Source organism: Actinomycetospora sp. NBRC 106375, assembly GCF_030269665.1.
Classification (GTDB): Bacteria; Actinomycetota; Actinomycetes; order Mycobacteriales; family Pseudonocardiaceae; genus Actinomycetospora.
The window spans coordinates 43,302-62,184 of record NZ_BSTS01000012.1 but is presented as its reverse complement, the minus strand read 5'-3'; the positions used below and the strand labels follow the sequence as shown (position 1 = coordinate 62,184).

At 75.7% G+C, this 18,883-nt stretch carries 16 protein-coding genes; 11 read left to right on the top strand and 5 right to left on the bottom strand.

Going from position 1 to position 18,883, the window contains the following annotated elements:
• Window positions 1–26 precede the first annotated feature (26 nt).
• Genes mrf through QSK03_RS20520 form a run of 4 tightly spaced genes read left to right on the top strand, consistent with a single transcriptional unit; the run spans window position 27 to window position 2,937 of the window.
• Window positions 27–1,349, top strand: coding sequence for a ribosome hibernation factor-recruiting GTPase MRF (gene mrf, locus QSK03_RS20535; RefSeq protein WP_285655950.1), 1,323 nt, complete (start codon window positions 27–29; stop codon window positions 1,347–1,349).
• Window positions 1,346–1,705, top strand: a complete 360-nt coding sequence (locus tag QSK03_RS20530) for a hypothetical protein (protein WP_285655948.1) — start codon at window positions 1,346–1,348, stop codon at window positions 1,703–1,705. Before mrf ends, QSK03_RS20530 begins: the two co-directional genes overlap by 4 nt.
• Window positions 1,706–1,726: 21 nt before the next feature.
• The gene (locus tag QSK03_RS20525) at window positions 1,727–2,599 is read left to right on the top strand and encodes an EamA family transporter (RefSeq protein WP_285655945.1); all 873 of its coding nucleotides are present in this window, start codon (window positions 1,727–1,729) and stop codon (window positions 2,597–2,599) included.
• Complete coding sequence (locus QSK03_RS20520; protein ID WP_285655942.1) at window positions 2,596–2,937, top strand: hypothetical protein; 342 nt, start codon at window positions 2,596–2,598, stop codon at window positions 2,935–2,937. The genes QSK03_RS20525 and QSK03_RS20520 overlap by 4 nt, the downstream gene beginning before the upstream one ends.
• Before the next feature lie 29 nt (window positions 2,938–2,966).
• On the opposite strand, the gene QSK03_RS20515 is transcribed toward QSK03_RS20520, so the two are convergent.
• The 4 genes from QSK03_RS20515 to QSK03_RS20500 are packed head-to-tail and all read right to left on the bottom strand — an operon-like array spanning window position 2,967 to window position 9,187.
• Window positions 2,967–3,527 (bottom strand): TetR/AcrR family transcriptional regulator, encoded by a 561-nt coding sequence (locus QSK03_RS20515; protein ID WP_285655939.1) that lies wholly within the window; start codon window positions 3,525–3,527, stop codon window positions 2,967–2,969.
• Window positions 3,524–6,688, bottom strand: coding sequence for an acetyl-CoA carboxylase family protein (locus QSK03_RS20510; RefSeq protein WP_285655936.1), 3,165 nt, complete (start codon window positions 6,686–6,688; stop codon window positions 3,524–3,526). Before QSK03_RS20510 ends, QSK03_RS20515 begins: the two co-directional genes overlap by 4 nt.
• Window positions 6,685–8,277, bottom strand: a complete 1,593-nt coding sequence (locus QSK03_RS20505; protein WP_285655933.1) for an AMP-binding protein — start codon at window positions 8,275–8,277, stop codon at window positions 6,685–6,687. The genes QSK03_RS20510 and QSK03_RS20505 overlap by 4 nt, the downstream gene beginning before the upstream one ends.
• A 55-nt stretch (window positions 8,278–8,332) precedes the next feature.
• Window positions 8,333–9,187, bottom strand: coding sequence for a 3-methyladenine DNA glycosylase (locus tag QSK03_RS20500; RefSeq protein WP_285655930.1), 855 nt, complete (start codon window positions 9,185–9,187; stop codon window positions 8,333–8,335).
• 94 nt (window positions 9,188–9,281) lie between these two features.
• On the opposite strand from QSK03_RS20500, the gene QSK03_RS20495 reads away from it, so the two are divergent.
• The 7 genes from QSK03_RS20495 to QSK03_RS20465 all read left to right on the top strand — a co-directional run bounded on the left by QSK03_RS20495 (window position 9,282) and on the right by QSK03_RS20465 (window position 17,985).
• The gene (locus QSK03_RS20495; protein ID WP_285655927.1) at window positions 9,282–10,076 is read left to right on the top strand and encodes an ArsR/SmtB family transcription factor; all 795 of its coding nucleotides are present in this window, start codon (window positions 9,282–9,284) and stop codon (window positions 10,074–10,076) included.
• Between the two features lie 232 nt (window positions 10,077–10,308).
• Window positions 10,309–11,364, top strand: coding sequence for a methionine synthase (locus QSK03_RS20490; RefSeq protein ID WP_285655924.1), 1,056 nt, complete (start codon window positions 10,309–10,311; stop codon window positions 11,362–11,364).
• Window positions 11,365–11,416: 52 nt separating this feature from the next.
• On the top strand, window positions 11,417–12,367 hold the full coding sequence (locus QSK03_RS20485) for an NAD(P)-dependent oxidoreductase (RefSeq protein ID WP_285655922.1): 951 nt from the start codon (window positions 11,417–11,419) through the stop codon (window positions 12,365–12,367).
• 78 nt (window positions 12,368–12,445) lie between these two features.
• Complete coding sequence (locus QSK03_RS20480) at window positions 12,446–13,189, top strand: hypothetical protein (protein WP_285655919.1); 744 nt, start codon at window positions 12,446–12,448, stop codon at window positions 13,187–13,189.
• Between the two features lie 10 nt (window positions 13,190–13,199).
• Window positions 13,200–15,359, top strand: coding sequence for an NAD-dependent DNA ligase LigA (gene ligA, locus QSK03_RS20475; RefSeq protein WP_285655916.1), 2,160 nt, complete (start codon window positions 13,200–13,202; stop codon window positions 15,357–15,359).
• A 256-nt stretch (window positions 15,360–15,615) separates the two neighbouring features.
• Window positions 15,616–16,377: a 3-keto-5-aminohexanoate cleavage protein gene (locus QSK03_RS20470; protein ID WP_502872199.1), complete on the top strand. Its 762-nt coding sequence runs from the start codon at window positions 15,616–15,618 to the stop codon at window positions 16,375–16,377.
• Window positions 16,378–16,593: 216 nt separating this feature from the next.
• Window positions 16,594–17,985 carry an FAD-binding oxidoreductase gene (locus tag QSK03_RS20465; protein ID WP_285655912.1) on the top strand — a complete coding sequence of 464 codons (1,392 nt, stop codon included), beginning with the start codon at window positions 16,594–16,596 and terminating at the stop codon, window positions 17,983–17,985.
• On the opposite strand, the gene QSK03_RS20460 is transcribed toward QSK03_RS20465, so the two are convergent.
• Entirely contained in the window at window positions 17,982–18,641 is a 660-nt protein-coding gene (locus QSK03_RS20460) for an ACT domain-containing protein (RefSeq protein WP_285655910.1), read from the bottom strand. The two genes, QSK03_RS20465 and QSK03_RS20460, sit on opposite strands and share 4 nt — an antisense overlap.
• Window positions 18,642–18,883 lie beyond the last annotated feature (242 nt).

Sequence of the window (18,883 nt, the reverse complement as noted above, 5' to 3'; positions counted from 1 at the left end):
ACGGTAACGCCGACGGAGGGAGTTGTATGCCGGAGGGTGCGGAGATCGCCCGGGCCGGGCTGACGCTGGTGAGCGGCGCCGACCGTGTCGCGACCGCGGCAGTGGCGGCCGCGGTGCGGTGCGCGGCGACCGGCAGCGCCGGGGAGCGGACGCGGACGACGGCGGTGCTCGTCGCCCACGACCTGCGGGGGCTGGGTGAGGGTGTGGTGCACCGGCGGGTCGTCGAGGACGACGGTGAGCACGACGCGGTCCTCGAGCTCGCGCACGGGTGCGTGGCCTGCACGCTGCGGGAGGACCTGCTGCCGCTGCTGGTGTGCCTGGCGCGCGACCCCGAGGTCGGTGAGGTCGTGCTGCTGCTCGACCCCGGCGTGGAGCCCGAGGCGGTGTGCGAGGCGCTGCACGCCCTGGTCCCCGACGGCGCCGCGGGCCCGGTGACCGACCTGCTCGCGCTGCGCGGTGTGGTCACGGTCCTCGACGCGGCGATCTGGCTGGACGACGCGGGCGGCGACGACACCCTCGCCGGGCGCGGCCTGGCCCTCACCGGGGACGACGAGCGGACCGTGGCCCAGATGATCGTCGGGTCGGCCGAGCCGGCCGACGTCCTCGTGGTCGCGGGGCGGTGCCCCACGCCGTGGGACCGGGTCCGGCTCGAGGCCGTGCTCGACCGGCTCGCGCCGCGCGCGGTCCGGCTGACGGCCCCGGAGTCGCCCGCCGACCTGGCCGGCGCCCCCGAGCTCGCCGCGGACCTCGGCGCGGAGATCGTCGACCGCCTCGCGACGCTGCCGAGCGAGGCCCGTCGCGGGGCGCCCGAGGACGCCCACACCCCGCTGCTGCGGGGCCAGCCGCCGCTGACCCGCGACGCCGGTGTCTCGCTGCTGCACGTCGGGCACCGCCGCCCGTTCCACCCCGAGCGGCTGCACGCCGCGATCGACGTGCTCCTGCACGGCACCGTCCGGGTCCGCGGCCGCGTGTGGGTGGCCTCGCAGCCCGAGCACGTGCTGTGGCTCGAGTCCGCGGGCGGCGCACTGCAGATCGGCCCGGCCGGCACCTGGCTCGCCGCCGACCCGCAGGCCTGGGACGACGCCGGCGACGAACGGCGCGCGGCGGCGGCCCTGAGCTGGGACGAGCGCTTCGGTGACCGCGAGCAGCAGATCGTGGCGCTCGTCCACGACGCCGCCCCCGCGGGCATCGTCGAGGCGCTCGACGCCGCGCTGCTCACCGACGCCGAGCTGGCCCTCGGCGAGGAGGCGTGGCGCCGCTTCCCCGACCCGTTCGAGCACCGACACGTCGACCCGTGCGAGGACGTCCCCGAGGAGGCGCGGCACGCGCGGGACCGGGGCGAGGGATGAGCGGCACCGTCGGCTTCACCGCCGTCTACTGCGGTACCCCGGCGTGCCCGCACCACCAGCACCCGGCACCGGGCGGCGACGTCGTCGGCGAGGCCCTGCGGGGCGCCGTCCGCCGGTGCCCGCACGGACTGCTCGTGCGCGCACCGTGCCTGGCCGCGGCGGCGTGCGGACAGGGCACCGCGCCGCACGGGGCGGGCGGGCTGGTGCTCGTCCAGCCGTGCGACCACGAGCGCACGCCGACCGGCCCCGCGGTCGTCGCCGGTCCGCTGCACGAGCCGGCGGACGTCGACGACCTCTGCGCCTGGCTGGCCGGCGGCGCCCACCGTCCGCCGCCGTCGCACCTGCGGGCCGGCTGAGCTCGTCCTAACGTCGGGGCCGTGACGGGCCTGCGGGAGGAGTCGGCCACCCGGACGCGCGCCGTCGCCGTCGTCATGGTGCTGGTCGGGCAGTTCTCGGTGCAGTTCGGCGCCACGGCCGCGACCGGGTTGTTCGGCCGCGTGGGGCCGGTCGGGGCGGTCGCGCTGCGTCTCGCGTTCGCGTCGCTCGTCCTGCTCGCCGTGTGCCGGCCGCGCGTGCGCGGGCTCGGCCGGCGCGACGTGGCGCTCGTCGTCGGCTTCGGCGTCGCCCTCGCGGGCATGAACTCGATGATCTACGAGGCGATCGCGCGGATCCCGCTCGGCGCCGCGGTGACCCTCGAGGTGCTCGGGCCGCTCGTGCTGTCGGTCGCCGCGTCGCGGCGGGCGTCGAGCTGGCTGTGGGCGGCGCTGGCGGTCGCCGGCGTCGCCCTGCTCGGCCGCGGGGGCTTCGCGGATCTGACGGTGCCCGGGGTGCTGTTCGCGCTGGGCGCGGCGACGATGTGGGCGGCGTACATCCTCGCCTCGCAGCGCGCGGGCGGGCGGTTCGACCGCCTCGACGGGCTCGCCCTCGCGATGACCGTCGGCGCCGTGCTGACGGTGCCGCTCGGCGTGCTCCAGGGCGGCGCGGCGATGCTCGACCCGGTGGTGCTCGGGTGGGGCGCGGCGGTGGCGCTCCTGTCCTCGCTCGTGCCCTACAGCCTCGAGCTGCTCGCCCTGCGCCGGCTGCCGGCCTCGGCGTTCTCGGTGCTGATGAGCCTCGCGCCGGCGATCGCCGCGACCGCGGGGTTCGTCGTCCTCGGCCAGGAGCTCACGGCGCTCTCCGCGCTGGCCATCGCGCTGGTCGTCGTGGCGAGCATCGGCGCGGTCCGGGCGTCGCGGCCGGTCGCGTCGTGAGCGTCGGGAGCCTCGTGAGCACCGTCAACGCCCTGGTCCTGGCCGTCGTCGCCGCGCTGTTCACCCTTTATGCGCTGCTCCCCTTCGCCATGGCCAACGACGACCCCGCCTCCGGGCCGCTCGTGCGCCACGGGGTCCTGCAGCTCCTCGCCTACGGCGGGCTGATCACCTGGGCGGTGGTCGGCGTGATCGTCGCCTGGTCGGCGGGCGACCACGCCGGGTGGGCCGCCGTGGGCGTCGGCGCGGCCGGGTGGGGCGTGTGGATCGGCGGCGTCGTCGCGACGATGGCGGCGTTCTTCCTGCTCGCCCGGCTCGACAGGGCGCTCGGCGGCCGGTGACCCGCACGGCCGGGCCGCGGAGGAGCTGATCAGTGCAGGCCGGTGAGCCGCAGGTAGGCGGTGACGGCGTCGTCCGCGAGACGGGCGCGGACGGCGGGGGCGGCGTCCTCGCCGAGCTCGGCGAACCGGCGCACGATGCCCGTGATCGCCTGCGACACCGTGTCGGCGTCGAGGGCAGGGTCGGCGCGCCCGGCCGCGGTGAGGCGGTCGACGAAGCGGGCGTTGCGCCGGTGGACGCGGGCGAGCAGGTCGTCGCGGGCGGCGGCGACCGCCGGGTCGGTGCGGGCCCGCTGGTCGATCGCCGCGAGCAGGGGCAGGTGGCGGACGTGCAGCGCGAGGTAGGAGGTGATCACCGCGCGCGCGACCGCGACCGGGTCGTCCGTGTCGGGCACCTCCTGCGCGGCGAGGAAGGCGTCGCGGACCTCCCCGACGAGCGCGGTGAAGATCGCTTCCTTGGTGTCGAAGTACGCGTACACGGTGGGGCGGGTGACCCCGGCGCTGCTCGCGATCCGGCCGATGCTCGCCGCGCCCACGCCCTCGTCGGCGAACACCTGCGACGCCGCGTCGAGGATCGCCGTGCGGGTGCTCACCAGGTGTCCACGATCGGGTGGCGGGGCCCGAGGTCGTCGCCCGCGGTCTCGAGGGCGGCCAGGACGACGTCGCGGGTCGCGGCCGGGTCGACCACGTCGTCGACCTCGAACACGCTCGCCACCGACAGGCCCTTGCCGCGCTCGTAGTACGCGCCCACCAGCTCGTCGAAGCGGGCCTTCCGCGCCTCGCCGGTGAGGGCCTCGAGCTCCTGGCGGTAGCCGAGGTGCACCGCACCCTCGAGCCCCATCCCACCGAACTCGGAGGTGGGCCACGCCGCGGTGATGACGGGGCGGTGGAGGTGTCCGGCGGCCATGGCCATGGCGCCGAGCCCGTAGCCCTTGCGCAGCACGACGCACACGACCGGCACCCGCGCGTTCGCCCCGGCCACGAACATCCGCGAGAACCGGCGGACGGTCGCGGTGCGCTCGGCGTCCGGGCCGACCATGAAGCCGGGGGTGTCGCACAGCGAGACCACCGGCAGCCCGCGCGCGTCGCAGAGCTGCAGGAACCGGGCGGCCTTGTCCGCGGCGGGGGCGTCGATCGCGCCGCCGAGGTGGCGGGGGTCGTTGGCGAGCACGCCGACGGGTCGTCCGCCGAGGCGGGCGAACGCCGTGATCATTCCGACGCCGAACCCGGGGCGCAGCTCCAGGACGGTGTCCGGGTCGGCGAGCGTGTGCAGCACGCGGCGCACGTCGTAGACCCGCAGCCGGTTCTCGGGCACGGCGTGGCGCAGGGCGCGCTGGTCGTGGGGCGTCACGGGGCCGGTCGGCCCGGCGCAGAACCCCAGGTAGCGCTTCGTGACCGCGACGGCCTCGGCCTCGTCGTCGACCAGCACGTCGAGCACCCCGTTGGGTCCCTGCACGTCGGCCGGACCGACGTCGCCGGGGGCGACCGCGCCCAGCCCGCCGCCCTCGATCATCGCCGGCCCGCCCATGCCGAGCGACAGGTCGCGGGTGCCGACGATCAGCTCGGCGCACCCGGCCAGGGCGGCGTTGCCCGCGAAGCAGTAGCCCGCGACGACGGCCACCGTCGGGACCCGCCCGGAGAGCTGCGCGAAGAGTGCGAACGTGGTGACGTCGAGGCTCGCGACGGCGGTCGAGTCGGTGTCGCCCGGACGCCCGCCGCCGCCCTCGGCGAAGAGCACGACGGGCAGCCCGTAGTCGAGCGCGAGGCGCAGCAGCCGGTCGGTCTTGGCGTGGTTGAGCACGCCCTGGGTGCCCGCCATGACCGTGTAGTCGTAGGCCAGCACCGCGATCCGCCGGCCGTCGACGGTGCCGGTCCCGGTGACGATGCCGTCGGCCGGGGTGCGCGCGACGAGGTCCTCGACCGACCGCCGGCGGCGTTGCGCGGCCAGCGCCAGCGCGCCGTACTCGACGAAGCTGCCCTCGTCGAGCAGGTCGGCGAGGTTCTCCCGGGCCGTGCGCCGCCCGACGTCGCGGCGCTTCGCGACGGCCTGCGGGCGCGCCGCGTCGGTGGTGACGCGGTGGCGCTCGAGGGACTCCGCGAGGTCCGGGCGGACGTGGTCGGGGTCGACGGACGTGTCGGCTTCCTGGTGATCGGCGTCGGCGTCGCCGAGGGTCACCGTCGCCAGCACCCCACCGGCCGTCACGTCGTCGCCGACCGCGATCCGCAGCTCTGCGACGGCGCCCGCGACCCCGGCCGTGACGACGTGCTCCATCTTCATGGCCTCGAGCACGACGAGCGTGGCGTCGGGTCCGACGGTGTCGCCGGCCGTCCGCTCCACGGCGACGACGACGCCGGCGGTGGGGGCGCGGACCGCGTGGAGGTCACCGTCGGGCTCGTCGACGGCGTCCTCGACCTCCGGGGCCAGCTCGGCCGCGTGGCGGTCGACGAACCCGGTGTCGAGGGCGCCGACGGCGAGGCCGGGCTGGTCGAGCAGCGCGGTCAGCACCTCGAGGTTGGTGGGAACGCCCTCGATCTCGAACGTGCGCAGGCACCGCCCGGCCCGGGCCAGCACGCTCGTCGCGTCGCCGGCGGGGTCGTGCACGACGACCTTGGCGAGCAGCGAGTCGTAGCGCGGGCCGACCGTGTGGCCGGCGTGGCCGTGGGTCTCGATCCGCACGCCGCGCCCCGTCGGCGGGGTGAAGCGCGTGAGGGTGCCGGCCTGCGGGGTGACGGTCCCGTCGGCGCGCAGCGTCTCGGTGCACACCCGCGCCTGCACGGCCGTGCCCCGGACCGCGGGCACCGGGTCGAGCCCGGCGCCGCGCAGGTCGGCGCCGTCCGCGAGCCGGAGCGCCGCGGTGACGAGGTCGAGCCCGAGGACCTCCTCGGTCACCGTGTGCTCGACCTGCAGCCGGGGGTTGACCTCGAGGAACGCGGTCGTGGCGCCGTCGACGAGGAACTCGACGGTCGCGAGTCCCCGCAGCCCGACCGGGGCGACGATCCGGCGCGCGGCGTCGTGCAGGCGCGCGCGCACCTCGTCGTCGAGCGCGGGCGCCGGGGCGATCTCGACGAGCTTCTGGTGGCGGCGCTGGGCGCTGCAGTCGCGGTCGGAGAGCACCACGACGTCGCTCCCGTCGCCCGCGACCTGCACCTCGACGTGCCGGGCCCGCGGCAGCAGGCGCTCGACGACCACCGTCGGGTCGCCGAACGCGGCAGCGGCCTCGCTCGCGGCGCGTGCCAGGGCCTCGTCGAGGGCGGCGGGGTCGCGCACGGCCCGCATCCCGCGCCCGCCGCCGCCGGCCACGGCCTTGACCATGACCGCGCCGACGCGGTCCAGGAAGGCGCGGGCCTGCTCGGGCCCGACCGCCTCGAGCACGTCGACGCCGACGGAGCGGGCGTGCTCCTTCGAGCGGGCCTTGTCGCCGAAGAGCTCCAGGACCGCGGGGTCCGGCCCGACGAAGGTGACGGCGGCCTCGGCGCACGCCCGGGCGAGGGCCGGGTTCTCGGAGAGGAAGCCGTAGCCGGGGTGCAGGGCGTCGGCGCCGGACTTCTGCGCGGCGGCGACGACGGCCTCGACGTCGAGGTAGGCGGCGGCGCCGGTGCCCGGGAGCTCGACGGCGTCGTCGGCGGCGTCGACGTGGCGGGTGGTGCGGTCGTCGGCGGGGGCGATCGCGACGGTCTCGAGCCCCAGGTCGGCGGCCGCGGCGAGGATGCGCAGGGCGATCTCGCCGCGGTTGGCGACGAGCAGGCGGTTCATCGGCTCGTCACCCCGGTGCGGCGCACCCGGATGCCGGCGGCCTCGCGGTCCCAGCCGGTGGCGCCGCTCTCGCGCAGCCGGGCCTTCTGGACCTTGTGCGTCGGCGTCTTCGGCAGCTCCGCGGCGAGCTCGACGTAGCGGGGCACCATGAAGTACGGGAGCCGGTCGACCAGGAAGTACGTGAGCTGCTCGGGGTCGACCGTCGCGCCCTGCTGCGGGACGACGACCACCTTGATCTCGTCCTCGCCGACCTCGGACGGCACGGCGACCACGGCGCTCTCGTAGACGTCGGGGTGGGCGTTGACCACGCTCTCGACCTCGAAGCTCGAGATGTTCTCGCCGCGGCGGCGCAGCGCGTCCTTCATGCGGTCGGAGAAGAAGAAGCGCCCCTCGGCGTCGGTGCGGAACGCGTCGCCGGTGTGCACCCACCCGTCCCTGATCGTCCGGGCCGTCACCTCGGGGAGGCCGTGGTAGCCGGCCATCACGGTGTGGGGCTCCTCGGGGCGGACGAGCAGCTCGCCGATCTGTCCGGGGGCGACCTCCTCGCCGGCCTCGTCGACCAGCCGCAGCGTGAACCCCGTGCGAGGAAAGCCGCATTCCCCGCCGACGATGGACGCGGGCGGGCCGTCGAGGACGCAGCCGATCTCGCTCATGCCGTAGACGGCGGCGACGTCGGTGCCGAAACGGCGTCGGAAGCCCGCCACGTCGCTCGCGAGCGGGGCCATGACGGCGAGCTCGAGGGGGTTGTCGGCGTCGTCGGGGGCCGGCGGGGTCTGGGCGAGCAGCTCGGCGACCGCGCCGAGCATGGTCGTGTACGTGATGCCGTGCTCGCGGACGGCGCGCCAGAACCCGCTGACCGAGAACCCGGGCTCGAGCACGCAGGGGATGGTGTGGATCAGGGCCTGGTAGACGCCGTACCACTGCCCGGCGAGGTGGAAGATCGGCAGCGTGACCAGCGAGCGGTCGCCGGGCCCCGGCCTCTCGAGGTGCTCCCGGCTGGCGTAGGTGTACGCGTGGGCGTGGGGGACGAGCACGCCCTTCGCGCGGCCGGTGGTGCCCGACGTGTACATGATCGCCATGAGGTCGCCGGGCCCGCGGCGGACGGGGTCGGCGGGGCGCGCGGTCTCCAGCTCGGCCCAGGGGATCACGCGGAATCTCGTGCTGCTCGGCGCCGTCTCCCCCAGCACCACCACCGTGTGCAGCGCCGGTACCTCGTCCGCGACGGCGAGCACGCGCTCGACGTAGCCCGGCTCGACGACGAGCACCTCGGAGCCCGAGTCGCGCAGGACGTGGGCGAGGAAGCCGCCCTTGTAGGCGGTGTTGACGGGCACCTGCACCCCGCCGACCAGCGCGAGCCCGAGCGCGGTGTGCACGGCGTCGAACGAGTTGTCGACCATGAGCGCGACGGGGGCGTCCGGTCGCACGCCGAGCCCGTGGAGCCCGCTGCCGAGCCGCCGCGACCGGTCGAAGGCCTGGGCCGTGGTCCAGCGCCCGGCGCGGTCGATCTGGGCGACGTCGTCGGGCGCCCGCTCCAGGGCGCGCTCCAGCGTGGCGAGCACCGTGCGCTGCTCGAGCGCGGGGAGTCCCATGACCCCGGACTTTACAAGCCTGTCAAATGCGATCCCATGTGAGCGGTTGGCGCCCCTATCGGGGGGCCAACTGCTCACAGACGTGGAGGAGGCGGGCGCGGAGGGCGGCGCCGCGGTCGGCGAAGCCGCGCTGGGCGGCGGCGTACTCGGCCTTGCCCTCGGAGGTCTCGATGCGCACCGGGTCGTAGCCGAGGTCGGCGAGGTCGTAGGGCGACGCGCGCATGTCGAGCACCCGGATGTCGCGGGCGAGCGTGAACGCGTCGAGCAGCAGCTCGCCGGGCACGAGTGGCCCCAGCTTGTCGGCCCACTTGTAGAGATCCATGCCCGCGTGCAGGCAGCCGGGCTGCTCGAGGTCCGGCTGGCGCTCCCGGGTCGGGGTGACCGCGTTGCGCGGCGCCGCGGCGTCGGTGAAGAAGCGGTAGGCGTCGAAGTGCGAGCAGCGCAGGCGGTGCGACTCGACGACGGCGTCGGTGCCCTCGGTGCCCAGCCGCAGCGGGACCGGGTGCCGGGTGTCCTCGTCGCGGTAGACCATGGCCCACTCGTGGAGGCCGAAGCAGCCGAGCTGGGGCTCCCGCGACGCCGTGGCGCGCAGGAGGGCGGCGACGAAGGTGATCGTGGCGCCGCGCTCCCGCCCGAGCGTCTCGTGATCGACCCTCGTGCCGCCGTCCTCGGCGACGTAGTGGCGCCACACCGCCCGCTCCCCGGCGTCCTCGAGCACCACCCCGGCCCCGGGGTGCCAGCGCCGCAGCCGGCTGGGGCGGGTGGGGTAGTAGGTGTAGAGGAAGTCCTCGACCGGGTGCGCCTCGCCGCGCTGCCGGCGCGCCCGGTGCCCGGCGGTCAGGGCGTCGGCCCGCGCGGCGTGCTCGCCCGCCCGGGCCCGCCACTGCGGCCCCGCCAGCACCTGCGCCACCGGACCATGCTCCCAGCCGGTCGGCGTGGCGTTCCGACGAGAGGTGGCGACGCTTCGGTGCACGCCGCAGCGTCGCGCTCCTACGGTCGGGGCCATGGCACCGCAGACACCCGGCGGCGACGTCGACATGGCCGCGGTCGGTGAGCTGCTCGCCGACCGCGCCCGCTGTCGCATGCTGCTGGCGCTCGCCGACGGGCGGGCGCTGCCCGCGAGCACGCTGGCGGCGGAGGCGGGCGTGGCCCCGTCGACGGCGAGCGGGCACCTCGGCCGTCTGACCGAGCGCGGGCTGACCGAGGTCGTCGCGACCGGCCGGTACCGCTACTACCGGCTCGCGGGACCCGAGGTCGCGCGGCTCGTCGAGGTGCTGGGGCGGATCGCGCCCGCGCGCCCGGTCCGATCCCTGCGCGAGGGCACCCGTGCCCACGCGATGCGCCTGGCCCGCCGCTGCTACGACCACCTCGCCGGCCGCCTCGGCGTCGCCGTCACCGACGCGCTGCGCGACCAGGGCTGGATCGAGGGCTCCGACGGCACCCCGGACCCCACGGAGCGGGAGGGCCACCAGCTGCCCGGGCCCGTCGCCGAGGACGGCGCCTACCGCCTCACCGACACGGGCCGCGCCGGTCTCGCCGGCCTCGGGGTGGCGGTGCCCGACGGTCTGTCCGCGGTGCGCTGCTGCGTCGACTGGACCGAGCAGCGCCACCACCTCGCCGGCCCGCTCGCCGCGGCGCTGCTCGCGCGGTTCGACGAGGACGGCTGGCTGCGCTCGATGCCCGGCCACCGCGCGCTGAAGGTCACCGACGACGGCGTCGCCGGGCTGGCCGACCGCCTCGGCGTCGGGTGGCCGCCGCCGGCGGTGGACCTCGCCCCGGCGGGCGCCGGTCGCGGCTGAGGTCGTCCGGGGGCCGGTCGGAGGCCGGGTCTCCCGAGATCACGGGCACCTCATCCACCACCCGGGCCCCGGGCACGTGGACGAAGCGCTCCTGATCTCCTCGACCCCGCCGGGTTCCAGCGGAGGGCGCCCCTCGCCCATCTCTCCGCCCGACGGTGCTCTTCGCTCAGGACCACGGCGGCGCGGCCGCCCCGCGCGGCACGGTCCCGGAGGCCGGGTGGATCCTGGGCGCGTGAGTGAGACGACCGCCGCGCGGGAGCCCGAGCCCGGCGACCGTGCCACGGGGCTGGGCTCGTGGCCCGGGACCGACCGGCAGGAGGCCGCGCGCACGATCGTCGGCGAGGTCCCCGGCCTGCCCTACGTCCCGGAGCTCCCCGCTCGCGGCGCCGGCGCGGACATGATCGGGCGCGCCGCCGCGATGCTCGTCGACCTCGCCGTCGAGGTGTGGCCGTCGGGCTACCGGGTCGTGCACAGGCCCGGCGGCGACCAGCGGCGCGCCGAGGACCTGCTCGCCCGCGACGTGGACGCCCTCGACGAGGCCCTCGGCGCGGCCGGGGCGACGCCGCGCGCGGTGAAGTGCCAGGTCGCGGGGCCGTGGACGCTGGCCGCGGGCGTCGAGCTGCACAGCGGGCACCGCGTGCTCACCGACCGCGGCGCCGTCGCCGAGTTCGCCGCCAGCCTCGCCGAGGGGCTGCGCACGCACGTTGCCACGCTCGCCCGCCGCACCGGCGCCCCCGTCGTCGTCCAGATCGACGAGCCGACGCTGCCGGCCGTGCTCGCCGGTTCCCTGACGACGCCCTCGGGCTACGGGACGGTCGGCGCGGTGCCCGGCGCCGAGGCCCGGTCCCTGCTCGCCGCGACGGTCGAGGGAGCGCGCGCCGCGGGTGCGGAGAGGGTCGTCCTCCACTGCTGCCACCCCACCCCGCCGCTCGCCCTGCTCGGCGCCACCGCCCCCGACGCCGTCGCCGTCGACCTCACCGCGCTGGGTGGCCCGGACGCCCCCAAGGAGATCCTCGACGCCCTCGGGGAGCTCTGGGAGGACCGGGATCTCTGGCTGGGCATCGTCCCCTCCACCGATCCGAGCGCCCGGCCCGACCTCCACGCCCTCGCCGCGCCCGCCCTCGAGCTCGCCGACCAGCTGGGCTTCGACCGCGCCCGCCTCGCCGACCGCGCCGTCGTCACGCCGTCCTGCGGCCTCGCCGGGGCGACACCGGGCTGGGCCCGGCGGGCGACGAGCACGACCGTCGAGCTCGCCCGCGCGTTCGCGGACCCTCCCGCGAGCTGGTGACGGTGATCCCCGCGGCGCACGCGCCGGGCCGCGGGATCCGATACTGGGCGCCGTGCGGATCGGACTGGTGGGCGGCGGGTTCGCCGCCCTGCGCGGAGCCCTCGAGACGGCGTTCGACAAGGTCGGCTGGACCGGCGTCGAGATCGTCGACGTCCCCGTCGAGGTGCCGGACGGAGGCCTGGACCCGGTCGACATCCTCTGCCCCATGGGCAGCACGATCTCCGGCGCGCTGATGGACGCGACGACGCCACGCATGATCCAGCAGTTCGGCGTCGGCCTCTCCGGCGTCGACCTGCCCGCCGCGCAGGAGCGCGGCCTGCCGGTCGACAACGTCTCCGGCGCCGTGTCCGGCAACGCGGTCGCCGTCGCCGAGATCGCCCTGCTGCACCTGCTCGCGCTCCTGCGGCGGTTCGAGGAGGCGCGGGCGAACGTGTCGAAGGAGCTGGTGGGCGAGCCGTCCGGGCGGACCCTGGCCGGGCGCACCGTCGGCGTCCTCGGCGTCGGTGACATCGGCGCGGAGGTGATCGTCCGGCTGCGGGCCTTCGGCGCGGAGCCGGTCGGGATCGGACGGCGTCCGCGCGCCGAGACGCCCCGGGCCGCGGCGCTCCTCGACGACGCCCACTTCCACCGCGTCGACGACCTGACCGCCGCCCTGGCGTGCTGCGACGACCTCGTCGTCGCGTGTCCCCTCACCGACGAGACGCGCGGGATCGTCGGCACGGCCGCGTTCGACGCGCTGCGGCCCGGCGGCCACGTCGTCAACGTCGCCCGCGGACCGGTCGTCGACAAGGACGCGCTCACCGCCGCGCTGCGCGACGGCCACCTCGCCGGCGCCGGGCTCGACGTCACCTGGGTCGAGCCGATCGACGCCGACGACCCCCTGCTCGCCGAGAACGTCGCCGTCACCCCGCACGTCGGCGGCGTCACCGACACCTCCTACGCCGGCATCGCCACCGGCTTCGTCGCGTCGGTGGAACGACACCTGGGTCGACACGTAGAGTGATCGACTGGCGACGACCATCCCCTCGGACGGCCGATCGCGCGTACTCTCCGTGAGCACCGACGGCCCGGGGAGGCAGCCATGGCGCGACGGGGAGTGCTCGCCGGCGGTGTCGTCGCGACGGCCTGGGTGTCCGCCCTCCCCGTCGTCCTCACCGCCCCCGCCGACGGCGGGTTCGCCCTCGACACGCCCCGCGGCGCGTGGCACTCCGTGCTGCTCGCGGCCCTCGTCGCGGTCCTCGCGCTGGGCGGCCTCGCGCTCCTCGGCGCGCCGCCGCGGACCGGGCCGCAACGGGTGGCCGCCGGTGTCGTGGGCGGGATCGCCTGGGGCGCCGCGCTGCGGGGGTTCATGGCGGCGCTGGCCGGACCGGCGTCCGTCGTCACCTGGCTCGGCACGTTCGGCTTCCTCCTGCTGCCGAGCGCCGTCGTCGGCGGCCTGCTCGGGTACGCCGAGCACCGCCGGCGCCGCGGGCGGCCCGGTCGCCGCCTGACGCTCGTGCCGCTGATCTTCGCTCTCGACCCGTCCGCACTGCTGCTCGTCCTGCCCGCCATGGCGGGTGGATGGGCCCTGGCCGGGCGGGGGACACCGACGCGACGGCGCCTCGCGTGGGCGAGCACGGTCGTCCCGGTGGCGGCCTTCCTCGTGATCGTGGCGCTGCTCGGCGCGGGCCGGACCGTCCTCACCCCGACGGGTCTGGCCGCGACCGTGCTGCTGTTCTCCTGCTTCGGCGTCCTCACGCTCGCCTGCTCGATCCCGTTCCGCGCCGCGCCGCCGCCGGGCCCCGACACGGTCGAGTCACGGTCCACTGTCGGGGTGCGCGGCTAATCTCGGGCCCGTGACCAGCACGGAACACGCCCCGGAGCACGACGTGCCGACCGAGGCCGCGCAGCGCCACCGCGAGCTGGCGGAGATCGTGTCCGACCACCAGTTCCGCTACTACGTGCTCGACGCGCCGATCGTCACCGACGGCGAGTTCGACGAGCTGTTCGGCGAGCTGCAGCGTCTCGAGGAGGAGCACCCCTCGCTGGTCACCCCCGAGTCGCCCACGCAGCGGGTTGGCGGCGGGTTCTCCACCGACTTCGTCGCGGTCGACCACCTCGAGCGGATGCTCTCGCTCGACAACGCCTTCACCGCCGACGAGCTGCGCGAGTGGGTGCTGCGGGTCCAGCGCGAGCTCGACTTCCCGTCCGAGGAGCTGCTCTACCTCTGCGAGCTCAAGATCGACGGGCTCGCGGTGAACCTGCTCTACGAGAACGGGCACCTCACCCGGGCGCTCACGCGCGGCGACGGGCGCACCGGCGAGGACATCACGCTCAACATGCGCACGCTGGCCGACGTGCCCACCGAGCTCACGGGCACCGACGAGTTCCCGGTCCCCGAGATGATGGAGGTCCGCGGCGAGGTGTTCTTCCGCCTCGCCGACTTCGAGGAGCTCAACGCCGGGCTCGTCGCCGCCGGCAAGCAGCCGTTCGCCAACCCGCGCAACTCCGCGGCGGGCTCGCTGCGCCAGAAGGACCCGCGGGTCACCGCCACGCGCCCGCTGCACCTGATCTGCCACGGGCTGGGCAAGCGCCGCGGCTTCACCCCCGAGCGCCAGTCCCAGGCCTACGACGCGCTCGCCGCCTGGGGGCTGCCGGTCTCGTCGCACACCCGGGTGCTCCACGGCGTCGACGCCGTCATCGAGCACACCCGCTACTGGGGCGAGCACCGTCACGACGCCGAGCACGAGATCGACGGCGTGGTCGTGAAGGTCGACGACGTCGCGCTGCAGCGGCGCCTCGGCTCGACGTCGCGGGCCCCGCGCTGGGCGATCGCGTTCAAGTACCCGCCGGAGCAGGCCACCACGACGCTGCGCAACATCAGCGTCAACGTCGGCCGCACCGGGCGCGTGACGCCGTTCGCGGAGATGGACCCGGTGCTGGTCGCCGGGTCGACGGTGTCGCTGGCGACGCTGCACAACGCGGGCGAGGTCGAGCGCAAGGGCGTGCTCATCGGCGACCGCGTGATCATCCGCAAGGCGGGCGACGTCATCCCCGAGGTGCTCGGCCCGGTGGTCGAGGCCCGCACCGGCGACGAGCGCGCCTTCGTCATGCCGACGCACTGCCCCGAGTGCGGCACCGAGCTGCGCCAGATGCGCGAGGGCGACAAGGACCTGCGCTGCCCGAACGCCCGCTCCTGCCCCGCGCAGCTGCGTGAGCGTCTGTTCCACGTCGCCGGGCGCGGTGCGTTCGACATCGAGGTCCTCGGCTACGAGGCGGCGACCGCGCTGCTCGACGCCGGGGTGGTGCAGGACGAGGGCGACGTCTTCCGGCTCACCGAGGACGACCTGATCCAGGTCGACCTCTTCCGCACCAAGGCGGGCAACGTCTCGGCGAACGGGCGCAAGCTGCTCACCAACCTCGAGACCGCGAAGCACCGGCCGCTGTGGAAGGTGCTCGTCGGGCTCTCGATCCGCCACGTCGGCCCCACGGCGGCGCAGGCCCTCGCGCGCCACTTCCGGTCGGTCGACGCGATCGACGCCGCGACCGAGGAGGAGCTCGCCGCCGTCGACGGCGTCGGGCCCACGATCGCCGCGGCGGTGCGGGAGTGGTTCTCCGTCGACTGGCATCGCGAGGTGGTGGAGAAGTGGCGCGCCGCGGGCGTCGAGCTCGCCGAGGAGGCCGACGAGTCCGTGCCCCGCATCCTCGAGGGGCTCTCGATCGTCGTCACCGGCTCGCTGCCGACGTTCTCCCGCGACGAGGCCAAGGAGGCGATCCTCGCCCGCGGCGGGCGCGCCGCCGGCTCGGTGTCGAAGAAGACGGCGTTCCTCGTGACGGGCGACGAGCCGGGGTCCAAGTACGACAAGGCGGTGTCGGCGGGGGTCCCGATCCTCGACGAGGACGGCTTCCGCGTGCTGCTCGAGCAGGGGCCGGACGCCGCGGCGGGTGCGGCCGTATCCGGGGGAGACGGCTCGGGGCCCGAGAACGCCACCGAGGGCGCCTCCGCCGAGGAGTGACGAGATCGTCCGACCGGCCGGTAGCGGACCTTCCCGGGGTGTCCGGCACACTCACACCGTCGGGTGACGGCGGTGCGACCGTCCGGGTGGCGTGCCGCCGGGAGCCCGAGCGCTGACGCGTTGGCGTTGCCTCCGCCGCCGCCAGCGTCGAAGCTGGACACCCGGGACGAGGCTCACGGGCGGAGGGAGGGACGCCGCGGTGCTGCAGTGCTGCCCCAACGGTGCCCGTCCCGCGGACGTGTACCCGGCGGTCCCGATGAGCCCGCGCCACCTCGCGCGCGACGCCCGGGCGGTGGCGGCGCTGGGCGTCGAGAGCCTGCACGTCCACCCCCGCGACCGCGACGGCCAGGAGAGCCTCGACCCGCGGGTGATCGGCACGGTCGTCGACACCATCCGTCGCGAGGCCCCCGACCTCGAGATCGGCGTCACCACCGCGCGCTGGGTCGAGCCCGACCCCCTCAAGCGCACCGAGATCATCGGCCAGTGGGGGCGCCTGCCGCGGCACGCGCGCCCCGACGTCGCGGCGGTCAACGTGCACGAGCGCGGCTGGCAGCGCGTGTGCGCCGCGCTCGACGCCGTCGACATCGGCGTCGAGCTGGGCGTGTGGACCACCGGCGACGCCGTGCAGCTCAAGCAGGCCGGCCTGCCGCGGGGCACCGTCCGGGTGCTCGCCGAGGTCACCGTCACCGACCCGGACACCGCCGTCGCCGAGGCCGTCCGCATCCTCAAGGCCCTGGGCCCGGTGCCGGCGCCGATCCTGCTGCACGGCGAGGAGGCGGGCGCCTGGCCGGTGCTCGAGTACGCGCAGCGGAACAACCTCGACTGCCGCATCGGCTTCGAGGACACCCTCAAGGGTCCCGACGGCACCTGGCTCGCGACCGGCAACGAGGAGCTCGTGCGGTACGCGCAGGGCAAGGACGTGGGCGGCCGCTGGGACCGCAGGCGCAACGGCGCCCGCACCGGCGGCCTGCGCGCGGCCGGCTTCTGGCCCGGGTCCCGCGCCGAGCACCGCCGCTGACCCTCCGCATCCACCGCGTGCACGAGTCACCGGACAGCTTGGTGTCCTTCCGTAGTCGAATGCCGCCTTTGTCTTCGCCTAGCTATCGATGATAGCTCGTTCGGAGCAGCGTCTGATCACGGAGCGTGGCACTAGCGTGGGCGGCTCCGGAGCGAGGGGCGTTCCGGATCCAGGGCCGCGGGGGACCAGGTGGCCCGGGGGGAAGGAGTCCGACCCATGACACAGGTGATCTCACGGTTCGAGGACCTGCGCTCGGCGCTCACGGGGAGCGTCGTCACCGCGGACGACCCGGACTACGACGAGGCCCGCCGGGAGTGGAACGGCGACATCGACCGGCGGCCGTCCGTCGTCGCCTACTGCGTGACGGCCGAGGACGTCGCCGCGGCCGTGGTGTTCGCCCGCGACGCGTCGCTCGAGATCTCGGTGCGCTGCGGTGCCCACTCCGTCTCGGGCATGTCCGTCGGTGACGCGGGGATCGTCGTCGACCTCACGCGGATGAACGATGTGCAGGTCGACCCGGTGGCCCGGCGGGCCGTCGTCGGGGGCGGAGCACTGCAACGGGATCTCGACGCGGCGACCCAGGCCCACGGGCTGGCGGTCCCCCTCGGCGAGATCGGCCACACCGGGGTCGGGGGCATCACGACCGGCGGGGGGATGGGCTGGCTGACCCGCCAGCACGGGCTCACCTGTGACAACCTCGTCGCGGCGCAGGTGGTGCTCGCCGACGGCCGGATCGTGCGCGCGGACGCCGACGAGAACACCGACCTGTTCTGGGCCGTCCGCGGCGGCGGCGGGAACTTCGGGATCGTCACCTCGTTCGAGCTCGCCCTCCACGAGGTGGGCCCCCTGATCCAGCTGGGCATGCTCTTCTACGGCATGGACCGCGCGGCCGAGGCGCTGCGGGTGTCGCGAGAGGTCATCGCCGACCTGCCGCCCGACGTCAGCTTCGAGGTGGTGGCGATGCACGCCCCGCCGGCACCGTTCGTGCCCGAGGAGCACCACCTGCGGCGCGGGCTCGCGCTGTGCGCAGTCGGCTTCGGCGCCGAGGACGCCCATCGCGCCGTGGTCGACCGCGTGCGCGGCGCGCTGCCGCCGCTGTTCGAGCTGGTCACCCCGATGCCGTACGTCGAGCTGCAGCAGATGTTCGACGAGGCGTACGGCTGGGGGACCCGCGCGTACGAGAAGTCGCTCTACCTCGAGGGCTTCACCGACGACGTCATCGACGTGGTCGTGGACGGGGTGGGCGCGATGGCACCGCCGACGTCGGCGGTGTTCTTCTACGACCTCTCCGGCGCCTACTGCGACGCCGAGGACGCGAGCACGGCGTTCAGCGGCGAGCGGACCCCCCGTCTGCAGGTCTTCATCCTGGGGATGACCCCGGACGGCGTGCCGCTCACGACGGAGCGCGCCTGGGTGCGGGGCTTCTACGACGCCCTCGCGCCGCACGGGATCGGCCGGGGCGGTTACGCCAACGGGCTGGGCGTCGACGACGCCCACCGCGTCCCGGCGGCCTACGGCACGAAGTACGCGCGGCTCGCGGAGATCAAGGCCGCCTACGACCCGGACAACCTCTTCCACCGCAACGCCAACATCATCCCGGCGCCCTAGCCCACGATCGTCGCGACGATCCCGCACAGGTGGGAGAGCCGGGCGAGCTCGGAGGGCCGGAAGGCCGGCCCTCCGGGCCGCCCGACGACGAGGGCTCGTTCCGGGCGCCCGACGGGTGCGGCGGCGAGCTCCGTGTCGAGGTCGGTCCAGGCCTCCGGCACGGTGTGGCCGCCGATCGGATCGAGCACGGTGGCCTTGTCGAGGGGCAGCCAGGACAGTTCGGCGGCCTCGGTCTCGGGCGCCGCCGGGCTCGAGGCGACGCGGCGCACGCCCTGGCCCTCGCCGGTGGTCTCGGTGACGAGCGCCCACGCCGAACGGAACAGCCCGGGCACGCCCTCGGCGAGCAGCCGCACGCCCTCCTCGGGGTGGGCGGCGACCGCCTCGACGAGCTCCAGCTCGCGGGTGGTGTCCAGGGCGCCGGCGAACGGGCGCACCGACTCCACGATCACGCCGTGGACGGCCTCGGCGGCGGTGATGAGCACGTCGGGCGGGCGGGAGCTGGGCATGTCGACCACGAGGTCGTCCACCGCCGAACCGGCGCCGCGCTCCACCACGTCGACCGAGAGGATGTCCGCGCCCTCGGCGCCGAGGGCCGAGGCCAGCGAGCCGAGCGTGCCCGGACGATCGGGCAGCACCACACGCAGCAGGTAGGTCACGACCCTCCTCGACTCCCGGACGCCCGACGACCCCCGCCTGGTGGGCCGGCGCGGGCACTCGGCTGTACCCCGCCGGGGAGGCGGCGGTCGCACTTCCCGGGCGCCCCGCCGAGATACCCCACCGGCGGGACCGGCGCATCCTCCCAGGCCGACCCCCGCCGGGGCGAGCGATGATCAGAGCTTGACCGCGGCAGCCGCCGGAATCCTCGTCGAGGGCCCGCGCGACCCGGTCCTAGACTGGA